Origin of the sequence: Allokutzneria oryzae, from assembly GCF_042429765.1 — a bacterium.
Lineage (GTDB): Bacteria > Actinomycetota > Actinomycetes > Mycobacteriales > Pseudonocardiaceae > Allokutzneria > Allokutzneria oryzae.
The window spans coordinates 752335-779038 of the sequence record NZ_JBHLZU010000002.1; the positions used below are offsets into that span (position 1 = coordinate 752335).

Consider the following 26704-nt stretch of genomic DNA (forward strand, 5'->3'; position numbering starts at 1 on the left):
GATCACCTTGTTCACCGGAATCGTCGAGGAGCTCGGCACGATCACCGCGGTGGAGCACGAGGCGGACTCCGCCCGGCTGACGGTGCACGGTCCGTTGGTGACCTCCGACGCCAAGCACGGTGACTCCATCGCGGTCAACGGGGTGTGCCTGACGGTGGTCGAGGTGCGGGACGGCTCGTTCACCGTCGACGTGGTGCACGAGACCTTGCAGCGCTCCAGCCTGGCCAAGGCCGAGGCGGGGCAGCCGGTCAACCTGGAACGCGCGGTCGCCGCCGGTCAGCGCCTCGGCGGGCACATCATGCAGGGCCACGTGGACGGCACCGGCACCATGCTCTCCCGCGACGCCTCCGGGCTGACCCGCTTCGCCATGCCGGAGAACCTGGCCCGCTACGTGGTGGAGAAGGGCTCGATCGCGGTGGACGGCGTCTCACTGACCGTGGTGCACGCGGGCGCCGACGAGTTCAGCATCGCGCTGATCCCGACCACCCTGGAGCTGACGACGCTCGGCCGCCGCGAGCCGGGCGACGTGGTGAACCTGGAGGTCGACGTGGTCGCCAAGTACGTCGAGCGGCTCGCCACCCCGCACCTCGCCACGTGACGAACGCCGCGCCGTCGGACACCGCCGGTTGGGGGACAATATGCTGTCAAGGACCCGCACATGAACAGGAGTGGCCCGGTGACCACTTTCGACACCATCGAGCGGGCGTTGGCCGACATCGCGGCGGGCCGCCCCGTCGTCGTCGTTGACGACGAGGACAGGGAGAACGAGGGCGACCTCATCTTCGCCGCGGAGAAGGCCACCCCGGAGCTGGTGGCGTTCACCGTCCGCTACACCTCCGGCTACATCTGCGTGCCGCTGACCGGTGAGGACTGCGACCGGCTGGACCTGCCGCCGATGTACCACGCCAACCAGGACGTGCGCGGCACCGCCTACACGGTCACCGTGGACGCCAAGGACGGCGTCAGCACCGGGATCTCCGCCGCCGACCGCGCGCACACCATCCGGCTGCTGGCCGACGCGGAGTCGGTCGCCGGTGACTTCAACCGTCCCGGGCACGTGGTTCCCTTGCGCGCCAAGGACGGCGGCGTGCTGCGGCGGCCCGGCCACACCGAGGCGGCTGTCGACCTGGCCAGGATGGCGGGGCTTCGGCCGGCCGGTGTGCTGTGCGAGATCGTGAGCCAGAAGGAGGAGGGGGAGATGGCGCGCCAGGAGGAGCTGCGCGTCTTCGCCTCCGACCACGACCTGGCGCTGATCAGCATCGCCGACCTGATCGCCTACCGCCGCCGCTCCGAGAAGCAGGTCGAGCGCGTCGCCGAGGCCAGGATGCCCACCGTGCACGGGATCTTCCGCGCCATCGGCTACGACAGCCTCATCGACGGCGTCGAGCACGTCGCGCTGGTCTACGGCGAGATCGGCGACGGCGAGGACGTGCTGGTGCGAGTGCACTCCGAGTGCCTCACCGGCGACGCGTTCGGCTCGCTGCGCTGCGACTGCGGACCGCAGCTGGACGCGGCGCAGGCCATGGTCGCCGCCGAGGGACGCGGCGTCGTGCTCTACATGCGCGGCCACGAGGGGCGCGGCATCGGCCTGATGCACAAGCTCCAGGCGTACCAGCTGCAGGACGCGGGCGCGGACACCGTCGACGCCAACCTGGCCCAGGGCCTGCCCGCCGACGCGCGGGACTACGGCACCGGCGCGCAGATCCTGGTGGACCTGGGTATCCACTCCATGCGGCTGCTGACCAACAACCCGGCCAAGCGGGTCGGGCTCGAAGGCTACGGCCTGCGGGTGACCGGACGGGTCCCGCTGCCGATCCGCCCCAACCCGGAGAACCTGAACTACTTGCGCACCAAGCGCGATCGGATGGGACACGAGTTGCACGACCTGGACATGTCATGAGCGGGCAGGGACGGCCGGAGCAGGTGGTCCCGGACGCGGCCGGGCTGCGCCTCGGCATCGCCGCGACCACCTGGCACGCCGAGATCACCGGCAGCCTGCTGGAGCGCGCCGTCGAGGCCGCGGCGAAGGCGGGCATCGACTCGCCGACCGTCGTCCGGGTCGCGGGCGCGGTCGAGCTTCCCGTTGTGTGCCAGCAGCTCGCGCGCACGCACGACGCGGTCGTGGCGCTGGGCGTGGTGATCCGCGGCGGCACCCCGCACTTCGAGTACGTCTGCGACGCGGTGACCGCGGGACTGACCAGGGTGGCGCTCGACGAGAGCACCCCGGTCGGCAACGGCGTGCTGACGTGCGACACCGAGCAGCAGGCGCTGGACCGCTCCGGGCGGCCGGACTCGGTGGAGGACAAGGGTTTCGAGGCGTGTGTGGCGGCGCTGGACACGGCGCTGACCCTGCGTGCGCTCCAGGGAGGGCTGAGAGGGTGACGATGACATCGGAGACCGAGGCGGTGGCGACTCCGACAGAGCTGGTGATCCGGCCGCGCAAGGTCCGCAGGGTCGCCCCGGTGCTGGCCGTCGCGCTGGTCGCGGTCTTCGTCGTGGTGGGCGTGCTGCTCGGCGACACCCCGACCGGGGCGTACTTCCGGGTGGCCGACCAGATCGCCATGGCGGGCATCGGGCTCGCGCTCGCCGCCGCCGCGATGCTGTTCACCCGGCCCCGCCTGCGCGCCGACGCCGAGGGGGTCGAGGTGCGCAACATCGTTGTGACGCACCGGTTCCCGTGGGCGCTGGTGCAGGAGGTGAACTTCCCGGACGGCTCCTCGTGGGCGCGGCTGGAGCTGCCGGAGGACGAGTACGTGTCGGTGATGGCGATCCAGTCCACCGACTCCGAGCACGCGGTGAAGGCGATGCGGGAGCTGCGCGCGATGCACGCCCGGTACGGCACCCCCGCCCCGCGGCCGAAGCAGGACGAGCAGTGACCGTTCGGCTCGGCGACATCGTTCTGCGCAACCGGCTGGTGACCTCGTCGAGCCTGCTGGGCTACGGCGTGTCGAACTCCTCACTGGTGCCGTACGGGATGAGCCCGATCTCGAAGTTCGTCCCGCTGGAGCGGTTCGGCGCGGTCACCGCGCGCACCGTGACCGTCGAGCCGCGCGAGGGCCACTTCACCACCCGCGACGTGTGGCCGCTGCGCGAGCTGCCCGCGTTGCTCAAGCGCTACGCCACGGTGCTGCGGCAGACCGACACCGGCTGGCTCAACGCCTTCGGCTGGTGCAACGTCGGTATCGACGCCTACCTGCGCGACTACTACCCGCGCACCAGGGGACAGCGCACGATCATCTCCCTCGGCGGCTTCTCGGCCGAGGAGTTCGTCACGCTGGTGGACAAGGTCAACGCCGCTGTGCCCGCCGGTGACATCGCCGCGGTCGAGCTCAACGTGTCCTGCCACAACGTGAACTTCGACTTCAACAAGATCATCGGCTCTGTGCTGGCGGAGGCTGTCCCGCGCAGCAACCACCCGGTGATCCTCAAGCTGTCGCCGGACTACGACTACCTCGGCCACGCGAAGCTGGCCGCCGAGCACGGCGTCTCCGGGCTGACCGCGATCAACACCGTCAAGGGCCTGCGGCTGGACCCGAGGACCGGCAAGCCGTGGCTGGCCAACCGCTACGGCGGCGTGTCCGGCCGGGCGATCAAGCCGATCGGGCTGCGGGTGGTCTCCGAGCTGCGCGAGGCGGGCGTGACGCTGCCGATCATCGCCACCGGCGGGATCAGGACCTTCGACGACTGCCGGGAGTACTTCTGGGCCGGTGCGGACGCGGTCAGCCTGGGCAGCGCGTCGTGGTTCGCCAGCTACCCGGGCTACGCCCTGTCGCCGCTGCACGGCCTGCGCATCCGGTCGCTGCTGAACAAGATCGAGAAGTACACCCCGCCGTCGCGCTAGCGGTCGTCCCGCTGGTCGAAGTCGGCGCTGGCCCACCGGTCCGGGCGGCCGGTGAACAGCACGAACGTGCCGGCGGGATGGCTCGTCTCCGCCTCGGCGAACTCGCGCGCGGCGTCCGGGGGCAGGTAGCGGCCGGTGATCGCCAGGACCTCTTCCACCGCGGGGGAGCGGTCCGCGCGGACGAGCGTGCACTCGGCGGTCACGTACTTGTAGGGGAACCGCGGCTGCTGAACGCACAGGCTGAACCTCCCCGCGTGCCGCAGCAGGCGGGTCTTGCGTGACTTCCGGCCCTGCGTGTTCGTGAAGAACGTGATGTCGCCGCCCGGTCGGTGGGCGTACCAGACGGGCACGGTCAGCGGCGGACGGCCGTCGCTGTCGGCGGCGACGCTCAGCACGCCGATGTGGATCTCGGCGAGGAACTGGTCGCGCTCGGCCTCGGTGAGCGTTCTGGGCATGGGATCAGTCCTCGTACTCGTCGCGGAGGCGGAGCCACCGCATCGTCGGTGTCCGGGGCCAGCCCTCCGGCGAGTCCTCCCACTCCTCCTGCCTGCCGTAGGGCGTCAGGTCCAGCAGGTTGAAGTCCAGCCGGAGCCGGTCCACCCCGCGGCCGTTGGTGAAGTACGTCCGGAAGAACTCGTCGCCGTCGCGCAGGAACACGCTCAGGCCGAAGCCACCGCCAAGGCTCAGCTCGTCGTAGAAGGTGTTGCCGTGCACGGAGTACCACGGCACGGTCCAGCCGAACCGGCGTCGGACCGCGTCGATCTCGTTCCTCGGCGCGGGTGACATCAGGGCGAGCGTGGTGTCGCGGGCGTTGAGGTGCGACTGGTCCGCGAGGTTGTCGGTGAACGACGCGCAGCCCGCGCAGGTCCAGTCCTGTCCCGGCGCCAGCATGAAGTGGTAGACGACCAGTTGGCGGCGGCCCTCGAACAGCTCCGCCAGACCGACCTCCGCGCCGTCGGGCGCGGTGAACCGGTAGTTCCCCGCCAGCCGGACCATCGGCAGCCTGCGGCGCTCGGCGGCCAGCGCGTCGAGCGCGCGGGTGTGTTCCTTTTCCTTGACCAGCAGGGCTTCGCGGGCTGTCTGCCACTCCTGCGCGGACACCACGTTCGGCCGGTTCATAGGCACCTCCCAGTGCATTCCTTGAGGGAACTGACCGTAGCATCGTCAGTTCCTTGAGGGAACCCGGTTCGCTAGACTGGCTCGGTGCAGCGAACCCGGTTCGGCGACATGGCCTGTTCGATCGCGCGCACCCTGGACGTCATCGGGGAGCCGTGGTCGCCGCTGATCCTGCGTGATGTCTACGTCGGCATCTCCCGGTTCGAAAAGATCCAGCAGGACCTCGGCATCTCCCGCAAAGTGCTCACCGAGCGGCTCAAGTGGCTGGTGGAACAGGGCGTGCTCGAACGGCGCGAGTACTCCAGCAAGCCGCCCCGCCATGAGTACGCGCTCACGGTCAAGGGCACCGAGCTGTGCGACCTGCTGATGGTGATGGTGCGGTGGGGGGACCGGTGGACGGCGGGCGAGGACGGGCCGCCCGTTCTCTACCGGCACCACGCGTGCGGCCGGATCGCCCACGTGGAACCGCGTTGTTCGGCCTGCGGTGAACCGATGCGCGCGACCGACGTCGATGTCGTGCCTGGACCCGGATTGAACGGTTCTGTCAGGGGCGACCGCTAGCTTGGGGCGCATGGAGATCCAACTCGGCGAGCTCGTTTTCGACGTCGTCGCCTCCGGGCCGGAGTCCGGCGAACCGGTGGTGCTGCTGCACGGTTTCCCGCAGACCGCGCACAGCTGGCACCGGGTCACCACCCTGCTCAACGCGGCCGGGCTGCGCACCTACGCGCCCAACCAGCGCGGGTACTCCCCGCGCGCGAGGCCGGCTGAGGTCAGCGACTACGGCGTGCCGAACCTGGTCGGCGACGTGCTCGGGCTCGCTGACGCGCTCGGGCTGGACTCCTTCCACCTGGTCGGCCACGACTGGGGAGCGGCGGTCGCGTGGGCGACGGCGATCACGCACCCCGGGCGGGTGCGGGCACTGACCGCGGTCTCCGTGCCGCATCCGGCCGCCTTCACGTGGGCGCTCAAGGAGGACCCCGACCAGGCGCGACGCTCGGAGTACATGAAGGCCTTCCGCGCGGTTGGCAAGGCCGAGGACGTGCTGCTGGACAACGACGCCGCCTATCTGCGCGCGGTCTTCGGCACGGCGTTGCCGCTGGAGGACGTCGAGGTGCACGTCAACGCGATGACCCAGCCGGGCGCGCTCACCGCCGCGTTGAACTGGTACCGGGCGGAGCGCCGTCTCGGCGACACGGCCGAGCCGGTGCGGGTGCCGACGACCTACCTGTGGAGCACCGCCGACGTCGCGCTCGGCGAGGCCGGTGCGCGCCGGTGTGCGGAGTTCGTCGACGCGCCCTACGAGCTGCGCGTCCTGGACGGCGTCAGTCACTGGATCCCGGACGAGGCCCCGGAGGAGGTGGCGCACGCGGTGTTGTCCCGAATCGCGGGAACGGTCACGCCTTGAGCCGGATGTCTCGACCCCGCCGGTAAGCGTCGCTCTAACGAACGACAAAACAACTTTGTTCGATAGGTCGCGGGTCGGGGTGGACCGCTGGTCGCAGGCGAAGCGATTTCAAGTTGTTGGGGACAAAAGGTCTTGGCTGTGCGGCAAGCGAGCGGTGCGCTACAGTCGCTCGCTTGCTGTCCCGACATGTCCGATATCGTTATTACTGCTGCTCAGGGGTGCAATTTCACTCGTTGGAGTTAGGGCATTAAAGTCTCTGGAAGCCGTTCGTCGACAGTCGCCGCGCGTCTGACGAACTGTTTACCCCGGGTTGATTCTTCTCCATCTTCTCCTTCTACGGTGGGAGGCTCTGCGGTATACCAGGTGCGATCCTTCTGAGCGGAGGTAGAGATCATCGAAGTGCGCGTGCTCGGCCAGTTCGAGGTCCTGCGTGGTGGGGTCGCCATCACGCCGACCCCGCCGAAGATGCGTCAGGTCTTCGCCCTCCTCGCGGTCAACGCCAACAGCGTCGTGCGGACCGAGTCGTTCATGGAGGAGCTGTGGGGACCTCGGCCGCCGTCCAAGGCGAACACCACGCTGCAGACCTACGTCTCGCACCTGCGCAAGATCCTGGCCAGCTCCGAGCGGGCCGACCTCGCCGACTCCGTGCTGCGCACCCACCGCGTCGGCTACTCACTCGACCTGCCGTCGGAGTCCCTGGACGTCCAGCACTTCTCCGAGCTCGCCCAGCGCGGCCGCGCCGAGCTGGAGAGCGGCATGTACGAGAACGCCGCGGACTCGCTGCGCTCGGCGCTGGCGGTGTGGCGCGGTTCGGCGCTCAGCGACGTGCAGCCCGGCCCGCTGCTCAAGACCCACATCGCGCGCCTTGAGGAGAGCCGCAGCAGCGTCACCGAGCAGCGGATGGAGGTGGACCTGCTGCTCGGGCGGCACCACCAGCTGATCGCCGAGCTGAGCGCGCTGGTCCGCCAGTACCCGACGCACGAGGGGCTGCACGGCAAGCTGATGCTCGCGCTGCACCGCGCGGGCCGCCGCTCCGAGGCGCTGCGGGTGTTCCAGGCCATCCGCTCCACCCTGGTCGCCAAGCTCGGCATCGAGCCCGGTCCGGAGCTGCAGAAGCTGCACCGGTCGCTGCTCGCGGGCGGGGTCGAGCCGGCGGAGTCCACGCCGAGCGGGCTGGCCGTGGTCCGCGACGGCGGCAGGGAGACCGGACGGGACAACGCGTGGGGCGAGCCGCCCGCGCAGCTGCCGCCGGACCTGCCCGCGTTCATCGGCCGGAACGAGGAGCTGTCCAAGGTCGAGGCGCTGATGCTGCGCCCGCCGTCCTCCGCGCCGCCGGTGGTGTCGGTGACCGGCGGGCCCGGCTCCGGCAAGTCCGCGTTCTGCATCCACGCCGCCAACCGGGTGCGTGCCCGCTTCTCGCACGGCCAGCTCTACGCCGACCTGGCGAACACCGAACCGGCCGAGGTGCTCGCGGGTTTCCTGCGCGCGTTGCGCGGCCCGCACATCCCGCTGCCCGCGACGCTGGAGGAGCGCAGCCAGCTCTTCCGCAGCTGGACGGCGCATCGCAAGCTGCTGGTGGTGCTGGACAACGCCACCAGCGCCTCACAGGTCGCCCCGCTGGTGCCGACCGGTCAGCGCTGCGCGGTGATCGTCAGCTGCCGCCGCAGGCTGCACTGGCGCAGCGTCGGGCTGATGCTCGACCTGCCGCCGCTGACCCCGGCCGAGAGCACCGACCTGCTGGTCTCGGTGATCGGCCAGCCCAGGGTCCGAAGAGACGACGCCGCCGCGTCCGCGTTGCTGCGGTTGTGCGGCGGCTCCCCGCTGGCGGTCCTGGCCGCGGCGACCCGGCTCGCGTTGCGGCCGCACTGGTCGGTGGCCCGGCTGGTGGAGCGGTTGTCCGCGGAGGAGCACCGGCTGCGCGAGCTCACCAGCGGCAAGCTCGACGTCCGCGCCAGCGTCGAGGCCAGCGTCACCCAGCTCGACGCCCAGGCGCGCGAGGCGTTCCTCGCGCTCGCCCCGCACGCCAAGGAGCCGCTGCCGCTGGAGAAGGCGGCGAAGCTGCTCAACCTCGACGAGTACCACGCCGAGTCGGTCCTGGAGCGCCTGGTGGAGTTCCACCTCGCCATCCCGGAGACCGGGGGCGCCGCGGACTTCGCCGGGTGGTTCCGCTACCGCTTCCCGCCCCTGCTGCGGCTGGCAGCCCACGCCCTGGCCGAGTCGGCGGAAACCGTTGGGGCGCAATACTGATCGGTTCGACCAGGCCCGCGCTCACGCGGCCAGGTTGGTGAAGATCGGGGTCGGCGCGTCCGATCCGCGCTGGAGGTACTTCGTGAGCGCCCTGCCCTGTTCGCGCTCTCTCGCCGGGGACATCGGGATCGGCCAGCGCATCTGCTCGTAGAGCGCGGCCCGGTGCAGGTCGTAGGTCGCTTCGAAGAGCGCCGCGAAGTTCGCCGCGCGCGAGGGCACCCAGAACCACGCCGTCAGCACGGTCACCGCGACACCGATCGGCAGCGCCCACCACGACCACCAGGTGAACCCGCAGAACAGCAGGCCCCACACCAGCGTCGCGGCCGAGGAGTTCAGCGCCGCCCTGGCCGAGGAGATCTCCTCGCGCGCGGCCTCCGGCAGCACCAGCCACAGCCGGGGCCAGGTGATCACCGCGTCCAGCCCGTACTTCTCGTGCACCCGCGCCTGTGCGGCGCTGAGCAGGTTGCCCACCCTCGTCGGCTGGTGCTGCGCCACGTCCGCCGAGCTCAGGCTGAGCCGCCGCTTCAACCGCACGTACTCGGCGCGTTCCTCGTCGGTGGCCATGTCGGACTCCACGGCGGCGGTCAGCTCCCGCCACTTCAGCTCGTCCGCTTCCACCCGCGCGCTCAGCTCCGCCGTGCGCCTGCGGGAGAGCTTCTTCAACGGCCCGCGCCAAGGGCCCCGCGTCAAGCACAACGCGACCGGCGACAACCGGTTCACCAGCACCGCCGACCCGACGAGCGCGCCGACCAGCAGCATGATCACGGGCGCGCCCCTGGAGAGCCCGGTGAGCCACGTCAGCCCGCCGGGGACGAGCGCGAGCCCGCCCAGCCAGAAGATCGCCGCGGGCACCCCGGCGCGCACGACGCGGTCGACGAGCCTGCCGCCCGCCGCCTCCCAGAACGGGGTCACGACGCGGCTCCCCGCAACGGGCGCCCGTGCGTCGGACAGATCGGGGCGCGCTGACCCACGATGCGCGGGTACCAGACGAAATCCTTGCCGGGACACTCGAAGCGCCCGAGCTGGGGATGCTGTTGCAGCTCGGGTGGCCGCAGCTGGTCGTCGGCCAGCACCCGCTCCAGCCACCGCGCGGTGACCGGCGGCATGGACAGCAGCTGTTCGAGCCGCAGCGCGGTCTCGTCCGGATCGGCCTCCGCCTGCGCCAGCAGCCCGGAGACGAGCAGGTCGAAGCGTTCCGCGTCCTCACCGAGCATGTCCGGGAGGTAGGGCCGGATCGCCTTGGCCGCGTCCACGACTCGTTCGCCCACCGCAGGCTCCTCCCACCAGGACCCCACTTCCGACGTCACTCGTTCGGGGTCAGACGGCTAGCGTGCGCTCACCGTGGCGAATGGTCGCGGTCCGTGTTCATCTCGTAAGCCAGACGTGCGCGGACCGTGTTGTCATCCACGCGGGAAAGTAACTTTCCATTTCGCCCTGTAAGGCCATGATCGTCATATGTGACCGGACGGAATCGGGATGGGGTCCCAGGCGGCTGTCCGCACGTGGCGACGCCTCCGGTCGGTCCACGAAACATCCGGCCACGTCGGAGCACGTGGGCACGCTGCGCCGTCGCGGCGGCACCGAGGCTCGTCATGTCCTGCACGCGGCAACACCCCCTCACCCCTTCGCCCCCTGGCCCTCTCACCCCCGTGGCCCCCTCACCCCCGTGACCCTCTTTTCGCGTTTTGTAGCTATAGCGCGAAATGGGAGCGCTCTTTTGCGCATTAAGGTGACAAAACGCGAAAAGGAGGACCACGCCAGCTGGCCCATGCGTGCACGGGGTACGGGGGCGGCGCGCCGCCAGGGGTTGCGGGGACGCGCCGCCGGGGGCGGGGGGACGCGCCGCCGGGGGTGCGGTGCGGTCCTTGAAGTACGTCGACCAGTACCTACTTAGGCGGCGTGCTTTTTCAGGGCTGCCAGGGCCTCATCGGCGTGCACCTCGAACTTCAGCTCACTCTTGATCACTTCGAGGAGCGTGCGATCCGTGCCGATGACGAAGGTGTGCCGCTTGACCGGCACCACCTTCAGCAGCTTGCGCTTCACCCCGAACTGGCTCGCGACCTCGCCGTCGGCGTCGGAGAGCAACGGGTAGTCGAAGGAGTTCCGGCTCGCGAAGTCCTTCTGCTTGCTCACCGAGTCAGGACTGATCCCGACCCGCTGTGCGCCCAGCGCGGCGAACTCCGCGCCGAGGTCGCGGAAGTGGCACGCCTCCACGGTGCAACCGCCACTGGAGGCGACCGGGTAGAAGAACAGCACCACCGGTCCGTCCGTGAGCAGCTTGCTGAGCGTGCGGGGCTCGCCGTCCTGGTCGGGCAGCGTGAAGTCGGGGACGGTGTCTCCGGGACGCATGTGGATCCTTCCTTAACCCTTGGGCGGCAACGGGATGAAGCCGCTGGTGCGGGCGACGTACTCGGCGTAGCCGGGCCGGTCCCGCATTGCCTTCTCGGTCAGCGGAGCGCCGCTTCCCTTGGCAAGCAACAGGATCATGACCACCGGCGACAGGACGGTGGCCGCGCCGACCCAGTGCTGGCAGGCGATCAGGTACAGACCCGCCCACACGCACGCGTCGCCGAAGTAGTTGGGGTGCCTCGTGTAGCGCCACAACCCGGTGTCCAGCACGGGTTTGCGGTCGGGGTCGGCCTTGTAGCGGGCGAGCTGCCGGTCCCCGACGACCTCGAAGACGAAGCCCACCAGCCACACGAGCGCGCCGAGCCAGCCGAGGACTCCGACGCCATCGGTGCCGTACTGGGCGGCCTGCACCGGCAGCGACACGAACCACATGATCACCGCTTGCAACAGGAAGACCCGGAAGAACAGGTGCGCCAACGGGTTCCCCTTGGCGCGCCGACGGATCGCCACGTAGCGGGGGTCCTCCGGCCTTCCGTGGTTGCGGCTGTGGATGTGCCAGGCCAGCCGCACGCCCCACACCACGGTCAGCGCCGTGACCAGCAGGTGACCGCCGGACAGGGCGTAGCTCGTCACCGCGATCGCCGCGAAGCCCAGGCCCCAGAACGTGTCGATGGTATCGAAGCGGTCCTTGCGCACCGAGACGGCGAAGGTGATCACCACCAGCACCACCGCGAGCGCGCCGGTGACAGCGAGGTTGGTCAGCAGCTCCGGCCAGGGGAACATCTCAGACCACCGCCGGGATCGGAGCCGGGCGCACCGAGAGGATCTGGTTCACACCCATCCGGTTCTCCTCGAAGGCGAGCGAGCCACCGGCCATGTACAGCCGCCACACCCGCGCCTGTCCCTCGCCGACGAGCCGCACCAGCTCGTCCCAGCGGTCCTCGATGGTCTGCGCCCAGACGTCCACCGTGCGAACGTAGTGCTCGCGCATGGCCTCGACGTCACGGACCTCGAACCCGGCCTCCTCGATGAGGTTCACCGTGGTGCCGACCGGGCTCATGGTCATGTCCGGCGCGACGTAGCCCTCGATGAACGCGCCGCCGCCCGGAGCGACCTTGCCCCGTGACATCTGCTGGATCAGCACCCGCCCACCGGGCTTCACAGCGCGGTAGAGGGTGGCGGTGTACACGGGGTAGTTGCCCGCGCCGACGTGCTCGCCCATCTCGATCGAGGACACCGCGTCGTACGGGCCGTCGGAGAGCTCGCGGTAGTCCTGGAGGCGGACGGTGACCTTGTCCTTCAGGCCGCGCTCCTTGATGCGCGCCTCGATGAACTCGCGCTGCTGGGCCGAAAGGGTGATGCCGGTGGCGTGCACGCCGTAGTGCTCCGCCGCGTGCAGGATCATCGAGCCCCAGCCGCAGCCGACGTCCAGCAGCCGCATCCCCGGGCGCAGCTCCAGCTTGCGGCAGACCTGGTCGAGCTTGTCGCGCTGCGCGTCGGTCAGGGTGTAGCCGGGGTCGTCGCTGGTCCAGTAGCCGGACGAGTAGGCCATGTGCGGGTCGAGGACCTTGCTGTAGAACTCGTTGCTCAGGTCGTAGTGGTGCGCGATGGCCGCGCGGTCGCGCAACCGCGTGTGCAGCCGCCCGCGCAGCCGGGCCTCCTCCGGCGGAGCCTTCGGGCGCGGGCCGAGCACGCCGAGCCGCGCCGCCGACGTGACCAGGCCGACCCGGTCGGAGAAGGAGAGCTTGGGCCGCAGCTTCTTCTCCCGCGCCAGCGCCCAGAACTGGCGAAGGCCGTCGCCGAGGTCGCCGTCCACGTCCAGATCCCCGGAGACATAAGCCCTGGCCAGGCCCAGCTCGTTGGGGTCCCACAGCAGCCTGCGCAGCGCCCGCCGGTTGCGCACGACCGCGACCGGGCCGTCGGTCGGTCCGGCCTCGCTGCCGTCCCACGCCCGGATGCCGACCGGGAGGCCGGTACCGAGAACCCGCTCGACCAGTTCGGCCAGCGTCTGGGCAACGCCCTGCTTCCGAGACACGCCACGCACCTCATTCCTGACGTCTGTGTCCCGGTGTTCGTCGCGCGCGCCCGCGCGGCTTGGTCTGTCACCCGAAGAAGTGAGGTCGATCATGTTCGACCAAACCGGGGCGGGCTCGGCGCCGAATGCCCGGCGTGCGCACCCCAGAAGTAACGATCATGGAGCCCGGTGACGGGGCGTGGGCCACCGCCGTCGTCATCGTGCTGCACGGCGGCAAGGTCCGCAGCGAGCAGCCCGTTCGGCGGCACAACCTCAGCTACCGCCGGATGGTGCCGATCGCCCGCGCGCTGCACCGCGCCGGTCGGGCGAGCGGGGTCGCGGTGTGGCTGGTGCGCTTCCGGGTCCGCGGCTGGAACGCCCCGGAGCACCCCGCGGTGGCGGACGCGCGGTGGGCCGTCGCCGAGGCGCGCCGCCTCCACCCCGGCGTGCCGATCGTGCTGGTCGGGCACTCGATGGGGGGCCGCACCGCGCTGCACGCCGGCGGAGAGGAGGGCGTGCGCGCGGTCTGCCTGCTCGCGCCGTGGATCGAGCCCGGTGAGCCGGTCGCCCAGCTCGCCGACCGCCAGGTGTTCATCGTGCACGGCACCGCCGACCGCTGGACCAGTCCGGAGCAGTCCTTCCGCTACGCCGAGCGGCTGCGCGAGCTGCCCGCCGAGGTCGCCCGGTTCGAGCTGCCGGGAGCCGGTCACTTCATGCTCCGCCGGGTCGAGGACTGGACGGGCGTGACCCGCCGGTTCGTCATGGGCGTGCTCGGCGTGCTTCCCCAGGACCCCCAGATCACCGACGCCATGCGCGCCCCGGCCTCGCACGGGTTGCGGGTCGCGCTGGGAGGAGAGACCCGATGAGCCCCGCCCGCGACAGAGTGGCAGTGATCGGCAGCGGTGTGGCCGGTCTGACCGCCGCCTACCTGCTGCAACGGCGCTACGACGTGCTGATGTTCGAGCAGGACGACCGGCTCGGCGGGCACGCGCACACCCACGACGTGATCGCGCCGGACGGCGGCGTCGTCGCGGTGGACAGCGGCTTCATCGTGCACAACGAGCGCACCTACCCGAACCTGCTGCGGCTGTTCCGGGAGCTCGGCGTGTCCACACAGGACTCCGAGATGTCGATGAGCGTGCGCTGCGAGGGCTGCGGCCTGGAGTACGCGGGCGCCAAGCAGCTCGGCGGTCTGTTCGCGCAGAAGGAGAACCTGCTCAAGCCCGCGTACCTGCGGATGCTCGCCGAGGTCACCCGCTTCCACCGGCACGCCCAACGCGTCCTCGCCGATCCCGACGCCGGTGACGTCACCCTCGGCGCGTTCCTGGCGATCGGCGGCTACTCCGCCTACTTCGTCGACCACTTCGTGCTGCCCGTGGTCTCGGCGGTCTGGTCCTCCTCCCGCGAGACCAGCAAGCACTACCCCGCCCGCTACCTCTTCGAGTTCCTCCAGAACCACGGCATGCTCTCCGTCGGCGGCTCACCGACGTGGAAGACGGTCACCGGCGGCTCGCGCACCTATGTGGAGCGCGCGGTGAAGGGGTTGACCGCCGTGCACGAGTCCACCCCGATCCGGGCCGTGCACCGGGTCGCCGACGGGGTGGAGATCCGAGATGACGCCGACGACCTGCACCGGGTGGACCGCGTCCTCATCGCCACCCACCCGGACCAGGCGCTGCGGCTGCTCGCCGACGCGACCGACGACGAGCGCACCGTGCTCGGAGCGTTCGAGTACTCCCGCAACGAGACCTGGCTGCACACCGACTCGTCGCTGCTGCCGCGTGCCGAGGGCGCGAAGGCGTCGTGGAACTACCTCAAGCCCGCGTGCCGGTCGGACTCCAACCAGGTCCTGGTCAGCTACCACATGAACCGTCTGATGCGGCTGTCCGAGCCGCTGGACTACGTGGTCACGCTCAACGCCTCCGACCGCGTGGCGGAGGACTCCGTCATCGCGAAGATGGTGTACGAGCACCCGATCTACACACCTGAGTCCGTTGCGGCGCAAAGAAAACTACCCGGTCTCAGCGGTGGGAGGACCGCGTTCGCCGGTGCTTACCACGGGTGGGGCTTCCATGAGGACGGCTGCGCGTCCGGCGTGCGCGCCGCTGCCGCGCTCGGAGTGGACTGGACATGACGTCGGCGGCGCTCTACGACGCGGTCGTCACGCACACTCGGCGGCAGCAGATCCGTCGTGGGTTCGCGCACAACGTCTACATGTGGTTGGTGGACATCGACGCGCTGCCGAGGCTTCCGTGGTTCCTGCGGTCGTTCGCCCGGTTCGAGGCACGCGATCACCTCGGTGACCCGAAGCGGTCGATCCGCGAGAACCTGGACTCCTGGTTGGCTTCCCAGGGCGTCGATCTCCGCGGTGGGCGAGTGCTGATGCTGGCCAACGCCCGTGTGCTCGGCTACGTGTTCAACCCGCTGTCGGTGTACTGGTGCCACACGCCCGACGGTGAGTTGGAGTGCATCGTCGCCGAGGTGCACAACACTTACGGAGAACGGCACTGCTACCTGCTGCGGCCCGACCAGGCCGGACGCGTTGAGACGGACAAGGAGTTCTACGTCTCGCCGTTCTTCACCGTCGAGGGTCGCTACCGCATGAGGTTCAGCATGCCCGGCGAGAAGGTCGGCATCACCATCGCGTTGCAGCAGGACGGGAGAACGCCGTTCACCGCGACGTTGCGCGGTGTGCGCCGACCGGCTGGCAACGGTGCCGTGCTGCGGACCGCGTTGCGCAGGCCGTTCATGCCGCAGTGGGTGTCCACGTTGATCTTCCGGCACGGGATCGCACTGTGGTTGCGCCGAATCCCTGTTGTTCCCCGCACACCGCACGTCGCTCAGGAAGGTGTCCAGTGACCATCGCCGAGACTGTCCACTTCGGACGCTTGTCGTTGCCTAACTCCGCGGTACGGGCACGGATCGCCGAGGCCCTGTTCCGGCACGCCGTCCGCACGCTCCCGGTCCGCGTCACCCTGCCCGGTGGTGAGCGACTGGGCGCGGGTGGCCCGGAAGCACCGGTCATGCGGATCGTGCGGCCCCAGGCGTTCTTCCACCGGCTCGGCGTCGACGCGAAGATCGGCTTCGGTGAGTCCTACATGGCCGGGGACTGGACCAGCAGCCAGCTCGCCGACGTGCTGACCCCCTTCGCGCGGCGGATGGCCACCCTGATCCCCAAGCCGCTCCAGGCTTTTCGGCGTTTCGTGGACCTCCGTCAGCCCTCGGCGGAGCGCAACACCGTCGACGGCGCGCGTGCCAACATCCACCGGCACTACGACCTGTCCAACGACCTGTTCGCGAACTTCCTCGACGAGACCATGACGTACTCGGCAGCGTGGTTCGCCCCCGGCAGCACCGACCTCGCCGAAGCGCAGCGCCGCAAGATCGACGGCATCCTGGACTACGCGGGCGTGCGCGAGGGCAGCCGGGTGCTGGAGATCGGCACGGGCTGGGGCGAGCTGTCGATCCGCGCGGCGCGGCGCGGTGCGCACATCACCTCGCTGACGATCTCCACCGAGCAGAAGGCCCTCGCGGAGCGGCGCATCGCCGAGGCGGGCCTGGCGCACCTCGCCAAGGTCGAGCTGATGGACTACCGCGACGCCACCGGGACCTACGACGCGATCGTGTCGGTGGAGATGATCGAGGCGGTCGGCAAGGAGTACTGGCCGACCTACTTCGCCGCACTGGACCGCCTGCTGGCGCCGGGCGGCCGGGTCGGGCTCCAGGCGATCACCATGCCGCACGACCGGCTCATGGCCACCAGTGACTCCTACACGTGGATCCACAAGTACGTCTTCCCCGGCGGCCAGCTGCTGTCGGTGCCCGCGATCGAGCGGCACAGCCGCCTGCGCATCGCCGAGCGCCGCTCGCTCGGGTTGGACTACGCGCACACGCTGCGCCAGTGGCACCAACGGTTCGAGGCCAACTGGAGCACCATCGCCGCGCACGGCTTCGACGGCACCTTCAAGCGGATGTGGGAGTTCTACCTCGGCTACTGCGAGGCGGGCTTCCGCTCCGGCTACCTCGACGTCTGGCAGTTCGGCTTCGAGAAGGCCCGATGAGCCCCAGGGTCTGGATCACCGGAGCCTCCAGCGGCATCGGTGCGGCGCTGGCCAGGGAGCTGCGCACCCGCGGTGCGCGGGTCGCGGTGAGCGCCCGCCGCACCGAACTGCTCGCCAAGGTCGCGGGCGGCGACATGCTCGTCCAGCCGGTGGACGTGATGGACCGCGTCTCGGTCCTCGTCGCAGCGGAGAAGGTCATCGACGTGTTCGGCGGCATCGACGTCGTCGTGCTCAACGCCGGCGCCTGGAGCCGGTTCGACGTGACGAACTGGGACGCCGACGCCTTCCGGCGGCAGTTCGAGGTCAACGTCATGGGCATGTCCCACGGAGTGGAAGCGGTGCTGCCGACGATGCTGGAGCAGGGCAGCGGCACGATCGTCGGCGTCGCGTCCGTCGCGGGCTACCGCGGAATGCCGGGCGGCGAGGCGTACAGCGCGACCAAGGCCGCCCAGATCAACCTCCTGGAGTCTCTGCGCGGTGGCTTGCGCCACAGGGGAATCCGGGTGCAAACGGTGTGTCCAGGCTTCGTGCGGACGGCGATGACGGCGACGAACGACTTCCCGATGCCGTTCATGGTGGAACCCGCGTACGCGGCCCGCAAGATCGCCGACGGCATCGCGTCGGGCAAGCCGGAGATCGTCTTCCCGCCGCAGATGGCCTTGCTGATGAAGGCGGCCCGGTTCGTGCCGGTCGGCTTGTGGTCGTGGGCGAACTCGAAACTGGCGGCGCGGCGCTGATTCACGGTGTGCCACAGGGGTAGCCCGTAGAGCATGGGTGACGTTCTTGTGGGTACGGCGGGTTGGACTGACCGGGGACTGACCGAGACCGGGTGGTACCCGCCGGGCGTTCGCGACGGGGGCCGCCTGAGCTACTACGCGGATCGCTTCCCGTTGGTGGAGGTCAACACCTCCTACTACGCGATCCCCAGGCCGGAGGTGGCGCGGGGTTGGGTCGACCGCACGCCGAAGGACTTCACCTTCGACATGAAGGCCTTCGGCGTGTTCACCCAGCACCCGGTGCCCTCGTCCCACCTCCCCCCGGACCTGCGCCCAGAGGCCGATCCGGTCCGCCTGCGCGACCTCACTCAGGAGCAGGTCGACCAGCTGTGGGCGCGCTTCCTCGCCGCCGCCGAGCCGCTGCGATCGGCGGGGAAGCTCGGGCTGCTGCTGTTCCAGTTCCCGCCGTGGTTCCGGCCGGGGGACTCCGCGCGCGAGTACCTGCTGGAGTGCAAGCAAAGATGCGCGCCGATGCGGATCTGCGTGGAGCTGCGGCACGCCTCCTGGCTGGATCGTGAGAACGGCACGGCGACATTGGCGTTCCTCTGCGGGAACGACCTGCCGTACGTGTCGGTGGACATGCCCCAGGGTTTCAGCGACTCCATGCCGCCGCTGCTGGTCAGCACCTCCGACGTCGCGGTGCTCCGCATGCACGGCCACAGTCCACAGTGGACAAGCAAGGACATGCGTGAGCGGTTCCGCTACTCCTACTCCGAGGCGGAGCTCGCCGCGTGGGCCCGCCGGGTCGGCAAGATCGAGGAGCCGGTGCACGTGGTGTTCAACAACTGCTACCGGGACGAGGGGCACCGCAACGCCGAACGCTTCCGGGACCTGGTCGCGGAGCCCTGACTCCGGCCATTCGCGGGCTTATGGACGTGTCGGAGCGCCGAAAAGGGTCCATAAGCCCGCGAATGGCGACCGGTCAGGAACGGGTGTCGCGGCGGAGCGGGTGGTCGGCGGGGATCTCCACCAGCACGATGCGGACGCCGTCGGGGTCGCGGATCCAGCCCTCGTGCAGCCCCCAGGGCTCCACCTTCGGCTCGCGCAGCACCTCCACGCCGCGCTCCGCCAGCTCCGCGAACGTGCTTTGGACGTCGCGGACCTGCATGTACAACGACGTGCTCCCCGGCGCCGAGCCGTCGCCGCCGTGCGCCGCCACCTCCAGCAGGCCCTGGCCGAGGAAGAACACCGTGCCGCCGGGGAACTCGCGGAAGATGGCCAGGCCCAGCGTGTCGCGGTAGAAGGCGCGTGAGCGCTCCGGGTCGCGTGGGCGCAACAACACCCTGCTGCTCAAGATCTCCATGCATACCAAGGTCCCAGTTCCGGACGCGAACCGCATCAGGTGATGACGCCGAACCTCCTCGGTTGGCAGGCTCGCTGGGGTGAACGGCATCGACGACGACCGGCTCGCCCTCGCCCCCTCGCTCACCAGGGACGAGGTGGACGAGATCCTGGGCGACCTGGACAAGCAGATCGAGCTCCTGCGTGCCGCCGAGAGGGTGACCGAGGCCCACTACCGGAGGATGAGCGAGGCGCACCGCAGGGCCAGGGTGCCCAGGTCCGGGCTGAACATCTCGCACCCGCTCTCGGTCATCAGCACCGAGGCGATGTTCCTGGCCGAGCAGCACAACACCGCGACCAAGGAGTCCTACCGCAAGGTCGCCGCGTGGTTCGCCGACATCGCGGTGCTGGCGCTGGAGGAGGCCGTGCTCGGCACCCCCGTCGAGCCCGCGCGGGTCGTCGCGCCGATCAACCCGGGCCTGCTGTCGCGGGCGCAGCTGCTGGACGTGGTGCGCCGCTATCGGCCGGAGTCGCCGGACGGCCTCGTCGACGAGCACCTCCTGGACGCCGATGACGCCCGCCAGGCCCTGTGGGGCAGCGAATGGAACGACTACTGGTTGTGCCGTCTCCCCGAGATGTCCACTTTGGACAAGTTGCCGGAGCTCTCGGGTCAGGTCTACTCCGAGGTCCGTGCGGCGTTGAAGCAGGTGCTGCTCGCGGTTCAGGCCGGTCAGACCGCGATCGCCATGGAGGACGTCGAAGGCCCGCTGACCGTGGACGAGCTGGCCAGGGCGCGCGAGCTCAACGCGGCGCTCCAGCGGATGCCCGAGCTGCTGGTCGAGTTCGCGCGGGTGATCCTGCGGAGCCTGCCTACGCTTCGGGCGGCGTGATCTTGGCCAGCGCTCGCAGCGTCGCGGGGCTCAACCGCGCCAAGGCCAGCGAGACGCGCGCCTCGGCGGTGACCGGGACCAGGGGCGAGTTCCGCAGCACGCCGCGCAGGATCTGGGCGGCCACGCGCTCCGGCGGGTAGTTGCGCAGCTGGTAGCCCTTGGTGGCGCGTTCGCGGTGCACCGCCTGGTCGGCTTCGGAGACCCCGGCGAAGGTCGTGGTCCCGGCGATGTTGGTGTTGACCAGGCCGGGGCAGATCGCCGTCACACCGATGCCGTCCGCGGCCAGCTCGGCGCGCAGGCACTCGGTGAGCATCAGCACCGCCGACTTCGTCGTCGCGTACGCGGGCAGCAGCCTGGTCGGGGTGAACGCCACCGCCGACGCGAGGTTGACGATGTGGCCGCCCTCCGCCCGCCGAGCCATCGCCTCGCCGAAGAACCGGCAGCCGTGGATCACACCCCACAGGTTCACGTCCACCACGCGGTGCCACTGCTCGGAGGTGGTGGCCAGGAACGGCCCAGCCACACCGATTCCGGCGTTGTTGACGACGATGTCGGGCACGCCGTGCTCGGCGATCACCTCGTCGGTGAACCGCCGCATCGCCGCCTCGTCGGAGACATCGACCTCGTAGGCGGTTCCGGAGCCGATGCGCCGCACGGTGTCCTTCGCGGCGACCCCGCTGATGTCGGCGGCGATCACCTCGGCCCCCTGCTCGGCGAACGCCTCCGCCGTGGCGCGGCCGATGCCGCTGCCCGCGCCGGTGATGACGACCAGCTTGTCCGCGAAGGGTTTCCGGTTCGGGGTGATCCGGTGCTGGCGCAGCGCACGGGAGCTCGTCCCGGTCTCGACGTGCTCGACGAACTCCTCGACCATGCGCGCGACCGCGTCCGGGTGGCTCAGCGGCGCCCAGTGCCCCGCGGCCAACGGGCGGCGCCAGAGCTCGGTCACCCACCGCTCCAGGTCCTCGGCGAGGGCGGGGGAGACGTAGCGGTCGCGTAGCGGCGTGATCGCCTGCACTGGTACGGAAGTGCGCCGCTCACGGGGATTTCTCAAGCGCGGCAGCATGTTCGCGCGGTAGAGCTCCATGCCGAGCACGCCGTCCTTGGCGAGCGCGCGTGCGGGGCGGGCGTGCTCGGGACCGATTCCTTCGGTGCGCCGCAACAACTTCGCCCAGTTGCGGGCGACGACCGCGCGCCACAGCAATGCCGGGAGCACGGGCAGGTGGAAGAACAGGATGTACCAGGAGTGCAGCTGCTGGGCGAGGACCTGGCGCAGGTTGCGCGGCGTCGGCTGGCGCAGCCTGCGGCGCGTCCAGTGGCCGACGTGGTCCAGGCACGGCCCGGAGATCGAGGTGTACGAGGCGATCCGGTGCCGCGCTGCGGGATCGGTGACCGCCTCCCACGCCTGGATCGAGCCCCAGTCGTGGCCGACGACGTGCACCGGCCGGTCCGGGCTCACCGCGTCGGCGACCGCGAGCAGGTCCTCGGCGAGGTGCTCGGTGCGGTAGCCGGAGCGCTGCTTCGGGCCGGTCGAGCCGCCGGTGCCGCGCGTGTCGTAGGTGACGACGTGGAACCGCTTCCGCAGCCGCTGCGCGACCTGGTCCCACACGTGATGATCGTCGGGGTAGCCGTGCACGAGCAGAACGGTCGGTCTCGTCGAGTCGCCACCCTCGTGCACCGCGAGCCGCGCGTCGCCGGACCGAACCGTGCGCATCTCGTCTCCCGTTCGTTAGTAGACGTGATGTCTAATATTGAGGTGAGCAGCACTCGTGTCAATGCCTCACGCAGGCGGTTGTCCGTCGCCCAACGGCGTGACGAGATCGTCGCCGCGGCGCAGCGGCTGTTCGGCACGCGCCCACAGGAGGAGGTCTCGATCGAGGAGGTCGCGGCCGAGGCCGGGGCGTCCAGGGCGCTGGTCTACCGCTACTTCGGCGGGAAGCAGGCGCTGTACCTGCACGCGTTGCTCGCGGCGGTGGACGACCTCGCCCGCCGCATCGAGCCGCCGCCCGGCTCCGCGCTGTCCCGGCTGCGCTTCGCGGTCGCGGGCTACCTCGACTTCGCCGAGCAGCACGCGCACGGCTACGCGGCCCTGCTGCGCGGCGCCTCCCGCGGGGCCGAGATCGCCGAGATCGTCAACCGCACCAGGGGGCTGATCGCCGAGCTGGCCTTCGACGGCCTGGGGCTGGACCGATCCTCGCCGCGCCTGCGCATCACGCTCACCGGATGGGTGGCGGCGGCGGAGGCGATGACGCTGCACTGGTTGGAGAACCGCGAGCTGGCCCGGGCCGAGCTGGAGGAGCTGCTCATCCAGAACCTGCTCGCGGTTCTCCCGGAGTCAGCCCAGGTGCTCGACGAGCCAGGGGCGTAGCACCGGCAGGACGGTGCCGGGCTGCATCGCCTGCGTGTGGTCCAGGCCGTCGAGGACCTCGACCGTCCAGCCGAGGCCGGTCAGCTCCGCGCGCCGATCGATGATCGCGCTCGCGATCCGGACCGTCGCCCCACCCCACCGCTCGCCGTAGGCGATGTCGTCCTTGGAGCCGGCGAAACTCAGGCGTGGACACGTGATCCGGGACTGGACGGCCCGGTCGTCGAAGTCCCGCAGCGCTTCGTAGAGCGTGACGAACTGGCGGGTCTGCGCCTCCGTCATGGAGATGTCCACTGTGGACCAGTCGAACTCCTCGCCCCGCGTCACGGGCTGGGGGTTCCTGGTCATCTCATGGGTGGCCGTGGTGACCTGGAGCATCGCGCGGTAAGGCCCGTCGACCGGTGGGTAGCCACCCATCACCAGGGCGGAGAGCCGGTCGGTGCGGATGGCCAGCTGGAGTCCGCTCAGCGCCAGCCACGAGTAGCCGTAGTAGGCGAACCGGTCGGCGCCGACGGCGTCGGCGACGGCGAGGACGTCCGCGGCGATGTTGTCCGGGGTCAACGTGTCCGGCTTGGGTGTGCCGAGCACGTGCCCCTCGTAGTCGAACGCGACGACCCGGAAGGCGTCGGCGAGGCCCTCGACCAGCGTCCGGCCCAGGGCGGGGTCGGTGCCCCACTGGCGCATCTCCTCGGCTCGGGGGCCGGTGATCGGCGTGGGGTTGACCGGCAGCAGCAGGGTCGGACCTGTGCCACTCACCTCGATGTCGATGGTGGCTCCGTCGTGCAGTCGTGCTTCGGGCATGAACGTCCTCTCCAGGGGCGACACAACTCTTTACACTGTAAACCACGACGGCTTACAGCGTAAAGAAATGTGGTGGGAGGAACGTCGGGCCGATTCGGTCAGCTCATCCGACTCCTGCGTGCTTGGGGCCGCGGAGGTAGGCCCACATCACCGGCTTGAACTCGTCCTCGACGGGCTCGGCGGGACGGTCCGCGTAGTGCGCCGGGCAGCCGCGCAAACCGCGCTCCACCGCGTCGTCGTCGGCGACGAACTCCGGCTTGAGGTGCGGTGTGTCGTAGTAGCGGTGGAACACCGGGGTCAGGCCGCCGGACACCGGTGGGACGATCCAGCTCCAGTCGGCGGGGCACACCCGGCCCGCGCGCTCCTCCTTGGCGATGTGCTTGAGGAAGTGCTGCGACTCGGTGTGGTGGTCGGTGATGGTGACGCCCGCCTTCTCGTAGGAGTGCAGCACCGCGCGGTTGAGCTCCACCAGCGCGCGGTCGCGCCACAGCGTCGTCTCGCTGCTGGTGTCCAGGCCCATCCGCTCGGCGAGCTCCGGCAGCACCGCGTAGCGGTCGGCGTCGGCGAGGTTGCGCGCACCGATCTCAGTACCCATGTACCAGCCGTTGAACGGCGCGGCCGGGTAGGAGACGCCGCCGATGACCATGCGCATGTTGCTGATCGCCGGGACCGCGTGCCAGCGCAGGCCCATCTCGGTGAACCACGGGAAGTCGGGGTGGGTCAGCACGACCTCGTCCACGGCCGCGCGCGGCAGCGGGAACAGCCGGGGCCCCTCCTCCGGGGTCTCCACGACCAGTGGCAGCACGTCGAAGCGGCCGCGCTCGGCGGGCGGCTGCCAGCCCATCGACGTCACCGTGCCGGTGAAGTCCACGTAGCGCGGGTCGCCGAGCACCGTGCCGTCGCCGTCGCGGTAGCCCGCGTAGCGGATCAGCTGCTCGTTCCAGATCCTCGGCGCGGGGCGGCCGGGCACCTCGGGCGCGAAGATCGTGATCAGCGGGCGCAGCCTGCCCCGGTTGTGCGCCAGCCGGAGGTGCTCCACGCACTGCGCAGCGACCTCGGTCGCGCCGCGCACCGCGCGCATGTCGCGCACCCGCAGGCTGCGCCAGTACAGCCTGCCGATGCAGCGCGCCGCGTTGCGCCAGGCCACCCGCGCGCCGAAGGACAGCTCGGCGGTGGTGTGCTGGTAGGAGCCGGTCATCTGGATCTCGGTCCGGACCCAGGCCACGCGCCGTTCCACGGAGCCCGCGTCGGGGTTCTCGCCGTGGAAGATCCGCAGGAACTCCTCGGCCTCGTCCGCGTCCACCGGCTGGTCGCCGGTGGGGGTCTGGGGCGGGGCCGCCAGGTGATGGGGCAGCGCCCAAGTGCCGCCGTGCGCACCGCTGTTGTCAACCACCGCGTGAACTTATACGCCCGGTAGCGCCGCCGTCACCGCTGGTTGGGTAGCCCGAAAAGTGAAGCTCACTCACTCTGGGCAGCATCCTCAGGGCTGCTCACCCTGGCGGGCGATCTCGGACACCGCCTTGGTGATCGAAGTGTCACCACCGGTCACCTCGACCTGGATGTGGGCCGTTTCCGGCGTGTCGAGCACCGCCAGCAGCACCAGCGCCACGTCCTCTCTGGTGATCGATCCCCTCGGCAGCTTCTCCGCGATCGTCACCAGCCCGGTGGCCGGGTCGTTGGTCAGCGCCCCCGGTCGCAGCACGGTCCAGTCCAGGTCGCGCCCGCGCAGGTCGGCGTCGGCCTCGCTCTTGGCGCGCAGGTACGTGGCGAAGGTCTCGTCCATCCCCGGCGGCGGCACCATGTCCGCGTTCATCGCGGAGATCATCAGGTAGCGCCGGACCCCGGCCAGTTCGGCCGCGTCGGCCAGCAGCGCCGCCGCGCCGCGGTCCACGGTCTCCTTGCGGGCCGCGCCGCTGCCCGGCCCGGCGCCCGCCGCGAACGCCACCGCGTCGGCGCCGCGCACCACGTCGGCGACCTGCTCGGCCGTCGCGGTCTCCAGGTCCAGCACGACCGGCTCGGCGCCCGCGGCGCGCAGGTCCTCGGCGTGGTCTGGGTTGCGGATGATGCCGACGGGGGAGTCTCCGCGCGCGGAGAGCAGGCGCTCCAGGTGTAGGGCGATCTGGCCGTGGCCACCGGCGATGACGATGCGCATGCCGCCAGGTTAGTGAGCCGGATTCGGGTCCACCGGCCGAAGGCCTTGAACACTTAGGTATGCCTTGCTTTACTGGGTCGGGTCCGAGCCCAGCGAGGGAAGGCCCGCATGAGCGCGTCGACCGACACCCGGCCCGAGCCGCGTGCCGAGGAAGTTCTGCCGTACGTCCACTTCCGCGCCCGGGTGCGCGAGGTCCGCAGACTCACGCCCAACATGGCCAGGGTGACCCTGGGCGGCCCCGACCTCGCAGGCCTCACCAGTGGCGGCAAGGACCAGCGGATCAAGCTGTTCTTCCCACGGGCAGGGCAGGACAGGCCCGTCCTCACCAGCGGACCGTCCTGGTACCAGGACTACCTCGCCCAGCCCGACGACGTCCGGCCGGTGATGCGCACCTACACGCTGCGCGACCACCGCCCCGAGCGCAACGAGGTCGATGTCGACTTCGTGCTGCACGGCGACTCCGGCCCGGCCTCCTCGTGGGTGGCGCGGGCCAAGCAGGGCGACCACATCGGGCTGCTCGCGCCGAACGCGCTGCACACGCCGATCGTCGGCTACGAGTACGCCCCCGCGCCCGGCACGGACTGGCACCTGCTCGCCGGGGACGAGACCGCGCTGCCCGCGATCGGCGGCATCGTGGAGTCGCTGCCGCCCGGTGCGGTGGCCAAGGTCTTCGTCGAGGTCCCCGATGAGGCCGACCGGCAGGAGCTGCACAGCGCGGCCGATGTGGAGATCACCTGGCTGGCGCACGGGCACGGCCCGTCGCGGCTGCTGGAGGCGGTGCGCGCCGCGACGCTGCCGACCGGTCAGGCGTACGCGTGGATCGCGGGCGAGTGCGGCGTGGTCAAGCACCTGCGCAGGCACCTGCTCCGTGAGCGTGGTGTCGCCAAGGACGCGCTGTACTTCGCGGGCTACTGGCGCCACGGCGCCGACCACGACAACCTCTAGCCAGAGCCGACCACGCGCCCCCTCGCTTCGCGTTTTGTAGGCTTAATGCGATTGGCGTCCTGTGCGGGGTTGTGGTGGCGTTTACGGCCGCGCTGCCGCCCCGACTCCGTCGGGTTGCCCCCGGATAATTCTCCCGCCCTCGGGCGCACATTTCCTTGGGCGCCAACCCCGGCTAGCCCGCTCACCTAATGTGGTGGCGGGCTAGCCGGGGTCGGGTTTAAAACGGAGGAGCAGGATCCGCTATCGGCTCAGGCTCCCGAACATAGGTTCTCCCCATCGGGGTCGTCCAGATATGGATACCGCCGGGAAGCTGTGTTCGTTTCCACCGGGTGTGGTGTTTCATCACATGATGCCGTCGGCATTTCGCGCCGAGGTCGTCCGCGATGGTGTTGGTGCCGTCGAAGGGTTCGCAATGATCCAGATCGCACCGGTGGGCCGGTTGTCGACAGCCGATCGCCACACAC

29 protein-coding genes are annotated in these 26704 nt (G+C 70.3%); 17 read left to right on the forward strand and 12 right to left on the reverse strand.

The features are described 5' to 3' along the window. Positions 1-7: 7 nt before the first annotated feature. From ACFFQA_RS03820 to ACFFQA_RS03840, 5 genes are all read left to right on the forward strand, one after another. A complete protein-coding gene (locus ACFFQA_RS03820; RefSeq protein WP_377850153.1) occupies positions 8-598 on the forward strand; it encodes a riboflavin synthase in 591 nt (196 codons plus the stop codon). Between the two features lie 78 nt (positions 599-676). After that, on the forward strand, positions 677-1900 hold the full coding sequence (locus ACFFQA_RS03825; RefSeq protein ID WP_377850154.1) for a bifunctional 3,4-dihydroxy-2-butanone-4-phosphate synthase/GTP cyclohydrolase II: 1224 nt from the start codon (positions 677-679) through the stop codon (positions 1898-1900). Continuing rightward, positions 1897-2382: a 6,7-dimethyl-8-ribityllumazine synthase gene (gene ribH / locus ACFFQA_RS03830; RefSeq protein WP_377850155.1), complete on the forward strand. Its 486-nt coding sequence runs from the start codon at positions 1897-1899 to the stop codon at positions 2380-2382. The genes ACFFQA_RS03825 and ribH overlap by 4 nt, the downstream gene beginning before the upstream one ends. A gap of 2 nt (positions 2383-2384) precedes the next feature. After that, entirely contained in the window at positions 2385-2876 is a 492-nt protein-coding gene (locus tag ACFFQA_RS03835) for a PH domain-containing protein (RefSeq protein ID WP_377850218.1), read from the forward strand. After that, on the forward strand, positions 2873-3841 hold the full coding sequence (locus ACFFQA_RS03840) for a beta/alpha barrel domain-containing protein (RefSeq protein WP_377850156.1): 969 nt from the start codon (positions 2873-2875) through the stop codon (positions 3839-3841). Before ACFFQA_RS03835 ends, ACFFQA_RS03840 begins: the two co-directional genes overlap by 4 nt. On the opposite strand, the gene ACFFQA_RS03845 is transcribed toward ACFFQA_RS03840, so the two are convergent. Then, positions 3838-4296 carry a pyridoxamine 5'-phosphate oxidase family protein gene (locus ACFFQA_RS03845; RefSeq protein ID WP_377850157.1) on the reverse strand — a complete coding sequence of 153 codons (459 nt, stop codon included), beginning with the start codon at positions 4294-4296 and terminating at the stop codon, positions 3838-3840. The genes ACFFQA_RS03840 and ACFFQA_RS03845 overlap by 4 nt on opposite strands. Positions 4297-4300: 4 nt before the next feature. Beyond that, positions 4301-4960 (reverse strand): DUF899 domain-containing protein, encoded by a 660-nt coding sequence (locus ACFFQA_RS03850; RefSeq protein ID WP_377850158.1) that lies wholly within the window; start codon positions 4958-4960, stop codon positions 4301-4303. An 84-nt stretch (positions 4961-5044) separates the two neighbouring features. On the opposite strand from ACFFQA_RS03850, the gene ACFFQA_RS03855 reads away from it, so the two are divergent. From ACFFQA_RS03855 to ACFFQA_RS03865, 3 genes are all read left to right on the forward strand, one after another. After that, entirely contained in the window at positions 5045-5518 is a 474-nt protein-coding gene (locus ACFFQA_RS03855; protein ID WP_377850159.1) for a winged helix-turn-helix transcriptional regulator, read from the forward strand. Between the two features lie 10 nt (positions 5519-5528). After that, positions 5529-6362: an alpha/beta fold hydrolase gene (locus ACFFQA_RS03860; protein WP_377850160.1), complete on the forward strand. Its 834-nt coding sequence runs from the start codon at positions 5529-5531 to the stop codon at positions 6360-6362. A 399-nt stretch (positions 6363-6761) separates the two neighbouring features. Beyond that, positions 6762-8609: an AfsR/SARP family transcriptional regulator gene (locus tag ACFFQA_RS03865; protein ID WP_377850161.1), complete on the forward strand. Its 1848-nt coding sequence runs from the start codon at positions 6762-6764 to the stop codon at positions 8607-8609. 21 nt (positions 8610-8630) lie between these two features. Here ACFFQA_RS03865 and ACFFQA_RS03870 read toward each other — a convergent pair whose 3' ends face one another. From ACFFQA_RS03870 to ACFFQA_RS03890, 5 genes are all read right to left on the reverse strand, one after another. After that, positions 8631-9521, reverse strand: coding sequence for a hypothetical protein (locus ACFFQA_RS03870; protein WP_377850162.1), 891 nt, complete (start codon positions 9519-9521; stop codon positions 8631-8633). After that, positions 9518-9877 carry a hypothetical protein gene (locus ACFFQA_RS03875; RefSeq protein WP_377850163.1) on the reverse strand — a complete coding sequence of 120 codons (360 nt, stop codon included), beginning with the start codon at positions 9875-9877 and terminating at the stop codon, positions 9518-9520. The genes ACFFQA_RS03870 and ACFFQA_RS03875 overlap by 4 nt, the downstream gene beginning before the upstream one ends. A 622-nt stretch (positions 9878-10499) precedes the next feature. Beyond that, on the reverse strand, positions 10500-10958 hold the full coding sequence (locus ACFFQA_RS03880) for a peroxiredoxin (protein ID WP_377850164.1): 459 nt from the start codon (positions 10956-10958) through the stop codon (positions 10500-10502). 12 nt (positions 10959-10970) lie between these two features. Then, positions 10971-11741, reverse strand: a complete 771-nt coding sequence (locus tag ACFFQA_RS03885; protein ID WP_377850165.1) for a DUF1295 domain-containing protein — start codon at positions 11739-11741, stop codon at positions 10971-10973. A 1-nt stretch (position 11742) separates the two neighbouring features. Then, positions 11743-12993: a class I SAM-dependent methyltransferase gene (locus tag ACFFQA_RS03890; RefSeq protein ID WP_377850166.1), complete on the reverse strand. Its 1251-nt coding sequence runs from the start codon at positions 12991-12993 to the stop codon at positions 11743-11745. 158 nt (positions 12994-13151) lie between these two features. Between ACFFQA_RS03890 and ACFFQA_RS03895 the strand changes: the two genes are divergently transcribed. From ACFFQA_RS03895 to ACFFQA_RS03920, 6 genes are read left to right on the forward strand one after another with little or no spacing between them, the layout of a single operon-like run. Further along, on the forward strand, positions 13152-13838 hold the full coding sequence (locus ACFFQA_RS03895) for an alpha/beta hydrolase (RefSeq protein WP_377850167.1): 687 nt from the start codon (positions 13152-13154) through the stop codon (positions 13836-13838). Then, positions 13835-15106, forward strand: coding sequence for an NAD(P)/FAD-dependent oxidoreductase (locus ACFFQA_RS03900; RefSeq protein WP_377850168.1), 1272 nt, complete (start codon positions 13835-13837; stop codon positions 15104-15106). Before ACFFQA_RS03895 ends, ACFFQA_RS03900 begins: the two co-directional genes overlap by 4 nt. Further along, positions 15103-15831: a DUF1365 domain-containing protein gene (locus ACFFQA_RS03905; RefSeq protein WP_377850169.1), complete on the forward strand. Its 729-nt coding sequence runs from the start codon at positions 15103-15105 to the stop codon at positions 15829-15831. Before ACFFQA_RS03900 ends, ACFFQA_RS03905 begins: the two co-directional genes overlap by 4 nt. Beyond that, a complete protein-coding gene (locus ACFFQA_RS03910; RefSeq protein ID WP_377850170.1) occupies positions 15828-17033 on the forward strand; it encodes a class I SAM-dependent methyltransferase in 1206 nt (401 codons plus the stop codon). Before ACFFQA_RS03905 ends, ACFFQA_RS03910 begins: the two co-directional genes overlap by 4 nt. Next, positions 17030-17770 carry an SDR family NAD(P)-dependent oxidoreductase gene (locus tag ACFFQA_RS03915; RefSeq protein ID WP_377850171.1) on the forward strand — a complete coding sequence of 247 codons (741 nt, stop codon included), beginning with the start codon at positions 17030-17032 and terminating at the stop codon, positions 17768-17770. Before ACFFQA_RS03910 ends, ACFFQA_RS03915 begins: the two co-directional genes overlap by 4 nt. A 33-nt stretch (positions 17771-17803) precedes the next feature. Then, on the forward strand, positions 17804-18658 hold the full coding sequence (locus tag ACFFQA_RS03920; RefSeq protein WP_377850172.1) for a DUF72 domain-containing protein: 855 nt from the start codon (positions 17804-17806) through the stop codon (positions 18656-18658). 73 nt (positions 18659-18731) lie between these two features. Here the strand turns inward: ACFFQA_RS03920 and ACFFQA_RS03925 are convergent, their stop codons facing one another. Then, on the reverse strand, positions 18732-19112 hold the full coding sequence (locus tag ACFFQA_RS03925; protein ID WP_377850173.1) for a VOC family protein: 381 nt from the start codon (positions 19110-19112) through the stop codon (positions 18732-18734). Positions 19113-19191: 79 nt separating this feature from the next. Between ACFFQA_RS03925 and ACFFQA_RS03930 the strand changes: the two genes are divergently transcribed. Then, complete coding sequence (locus ACFFQA_RS03930; protein ID WP_377850174.1) at positions 19192-19980, forward strand: hypothetical protein; 789 nt, start codon at positions 19192-19194, stop codon at positions 19978-19980. Here the strand turns inward: ACFFQA_RS03930 and ACFFQA_RS03935 are convergent. Next, a complete protein-coding gene (locus ACFFQA_RS03935; protein WP_377850175.1) occupies positions 19961-21691 on the reverse strand; it encodes an SDR family oxidoreductase in 1731 nt (576 codons plus the stop codon). The genes ACFFQA_RS03930 and ACFFQA_RS03935 overlap by 20 nt on opposite strands. A 42-nt stretch (positions 21692-21733) precedes the next feature. Between ACFFQA_RS03935 and ACFFQA_RS03940 the strand changes: the two genes are divergently transcribed. Next, complete coding sequence (locus ACFFQA_RS03940; RefSeq protein WP_377850176.1) at positions 21734-22345, forward strand: TetR/AcrR family transcriptional regulator; 612 nt, start codon at positions 21734-21736, stop codon at positions 22343-22345. Here ACFFQA_RS03940 and ACFFQA_RS03945 read toward each other — a convergent pair. From ACFFQA_RS03945 to ACFFQA_RS03955, 3 genes are all read right to left on the reverse strand, one after another. Further along, on the reverse strand, positions 22313-23143 hold the full coding sequence (locus tag ACFFQA_RS03945) for an alpha/beta fold hydrolase (RefSeq protein ID WP_377850177.1): 831 nt from the start codon (positions 23141-23143) through the stop codon (positions 22313-22315). The two genes, ACFFQA_RS03940 and ACFFQA_RS03945, sit on opposite strands and share 33 nt — an antisense overlap. Before the next feature lie 103 nt (positions 23144-23246). Next, a complete protein-coding gene (locus ACFFQA_RS03950) occupies positions 23247-24536 on the reverse strand; it encodes a nitric oxide synthase oxygenase (RefSeq protein WP_377850178.1) in 1290 nt (429 codons plus the stop codon). An 87-nt stretch (positions 24537-24623) separates the two neighbouring features. Continuing rightward, positions 24624-25295 carry an NAD(P)H-binding protein gene (locus ACFFQA_RS03955; protein ID WP_377850179.1) on the reverse strand — a complete coding sequence of 224 codons (672 nt, stop codon included), beginning with the start codon at positions 25293-25295 and terminating at the stop codon, positions 24624-24626. Positions 25296-25403: 108 nt separating this feature from the next. Between ACFFQA_RS03955 and ACFFQA_RS03960 the strand changes: the two genes are divergently transcribed. Next, positions 25404-26240 (forward strand): siderophore-interacting protein, encoded by an 837-nt coding sequence (locus ACFFQA_RS03960; RefSeq protein ID WP_377850181.1) that lies wholly within the window; start codon positions 25404-25406, stop codon positions 26238-26240. Positions 26241-26704: the final 464 nt, after the last annotated feature.

Excerpts from the sequence above, each read along its gene's own strand:
- ribH (WP_377850155.1), top strand. The coding sequence starts at position 1,897 with ATGAGCGGGCAGGGACGGCCGGAGCAGGTGGTCCCGGACGCGGCCGGG.
- ACFFQA_RS03835 (WP_377850218.1), top strand. The coding sequence starts at position 2,385 with ATGACATCGGAGACCGAGGCGGTGGCGACTCCGACAGAGCTGGTGATC.
- ACFFQA_RS03845 (WP_377850157.1), bottom strand. The coding sequence starts at position 4,296 with ATGCCCAGAACGCTCACCGAGGCCGAGCGCGACCAGTTCCTCGCCGAG.
- ACFFQA_RS03850 (WP_377850158.1), bottom strand. The coding sequence starts at position 4,960 with ATGAACCGGCCGAACGTGGTGTCCGCGCAGGAGTGGCAGACAGCCCGC.
- ACFFQA_RS03860 (WP_377850160.1), top strand. The coding sequence starts at position 5,529 with ATGGAGATCCAACTCGGCGAGCTCGTTTTCGACGTCGTCGCCTCCGGG.
- ACFFQA_RS03880 (WP_377850164.1), bottom strand. The coding sequence starts at position 10,958 with ATGCGTCCCGGAGACACCGTCCCCGACTTCACGCTGCCCGACCAGGAC.
- ACFFQA_RS03885 (WP_377850165.1), bottom strand. The coding sequence starts at position 11,741 with ATGTTCCCCTGGCCGGAGCTGCTGACCAACCTCGCTGTCACCGGCGCG.
- ACFFQA_RS03895 (WP_377850167.1), top strand. The coding sequence starts at position 13,152 with ATGGAGCCCGGTGACGGGGCGTGGGCCACCGCCGTCGTCATCGTGCTG.
- ACFFQA_RS03900 (WP_377850168.1), top strand. The coding sequence starts at position 13,835 with ATGAGCCCCGCCCGCGACAGAGTGGCAGTGATCGGCAGCGGTGTGGCC.
- ACFFQA_RS03905 (WP_377850169.1), top strand. The coding sequence starts at position 15,103 with ATGACGTCGGCGGCGCTCTACGACGCGGTCGTCACGCACACTCGGCGG.
- ACFFQA_RS03915 (WP_377850171.1), top strand. The coding sequence starts at position 17,030 with ATGAGCCCCAGGGTCTGGATCACCGGAGCCTCCAGCGGCATCGGTGCG.
- ACFFQA_RS03920 (WP_377850172.1), top strand. The coding sequence starts at position 17,804 with ATGGGTGACGTTCTTGTGGGTACGGCGGGTTGGACTGACCGGGGACTG.
- ACFFQA_RS03925 (WP_377850173.1), bottom strand. The coding sequence starts at position 19,112 with ATGGAGATCTTGAGCAGCAGGGTGTTGTTGCGCCCACGCGACCCGGAG.
- ACFFQA_RS03935 (WP_377850175.1), bottom strand. The coding sequence starts at position 21,691 with ATGCGCACGGTTCGGTCCGGCGACGCGCGGCTCGCGGTGCACGAGGGT.
- ACFFQA_RS03945 (WP_377850177.1), bottom strand. The coding sequence starts at position 23,143 with ATGCCCGAAGCACGACTGCACGACGGAGCCACCATCGACATCGAGGTG.
- ACFFQA_RS03955 (WP_377850179.1), bottom strand. The coding sequence starts at position 25,295 with ATGCGCATCGTCATCGCCGGTGGCCACGGCCAGATCGCCCTACACCTG.
- ACFFQA_RS03960 (WP_377850181.1), top strand. The coding sequence starts at position 25,404 with ATGAGCGCGTCGACCGACACCCGGCCCGAGCCGCGTGCCGAGGAAGTT.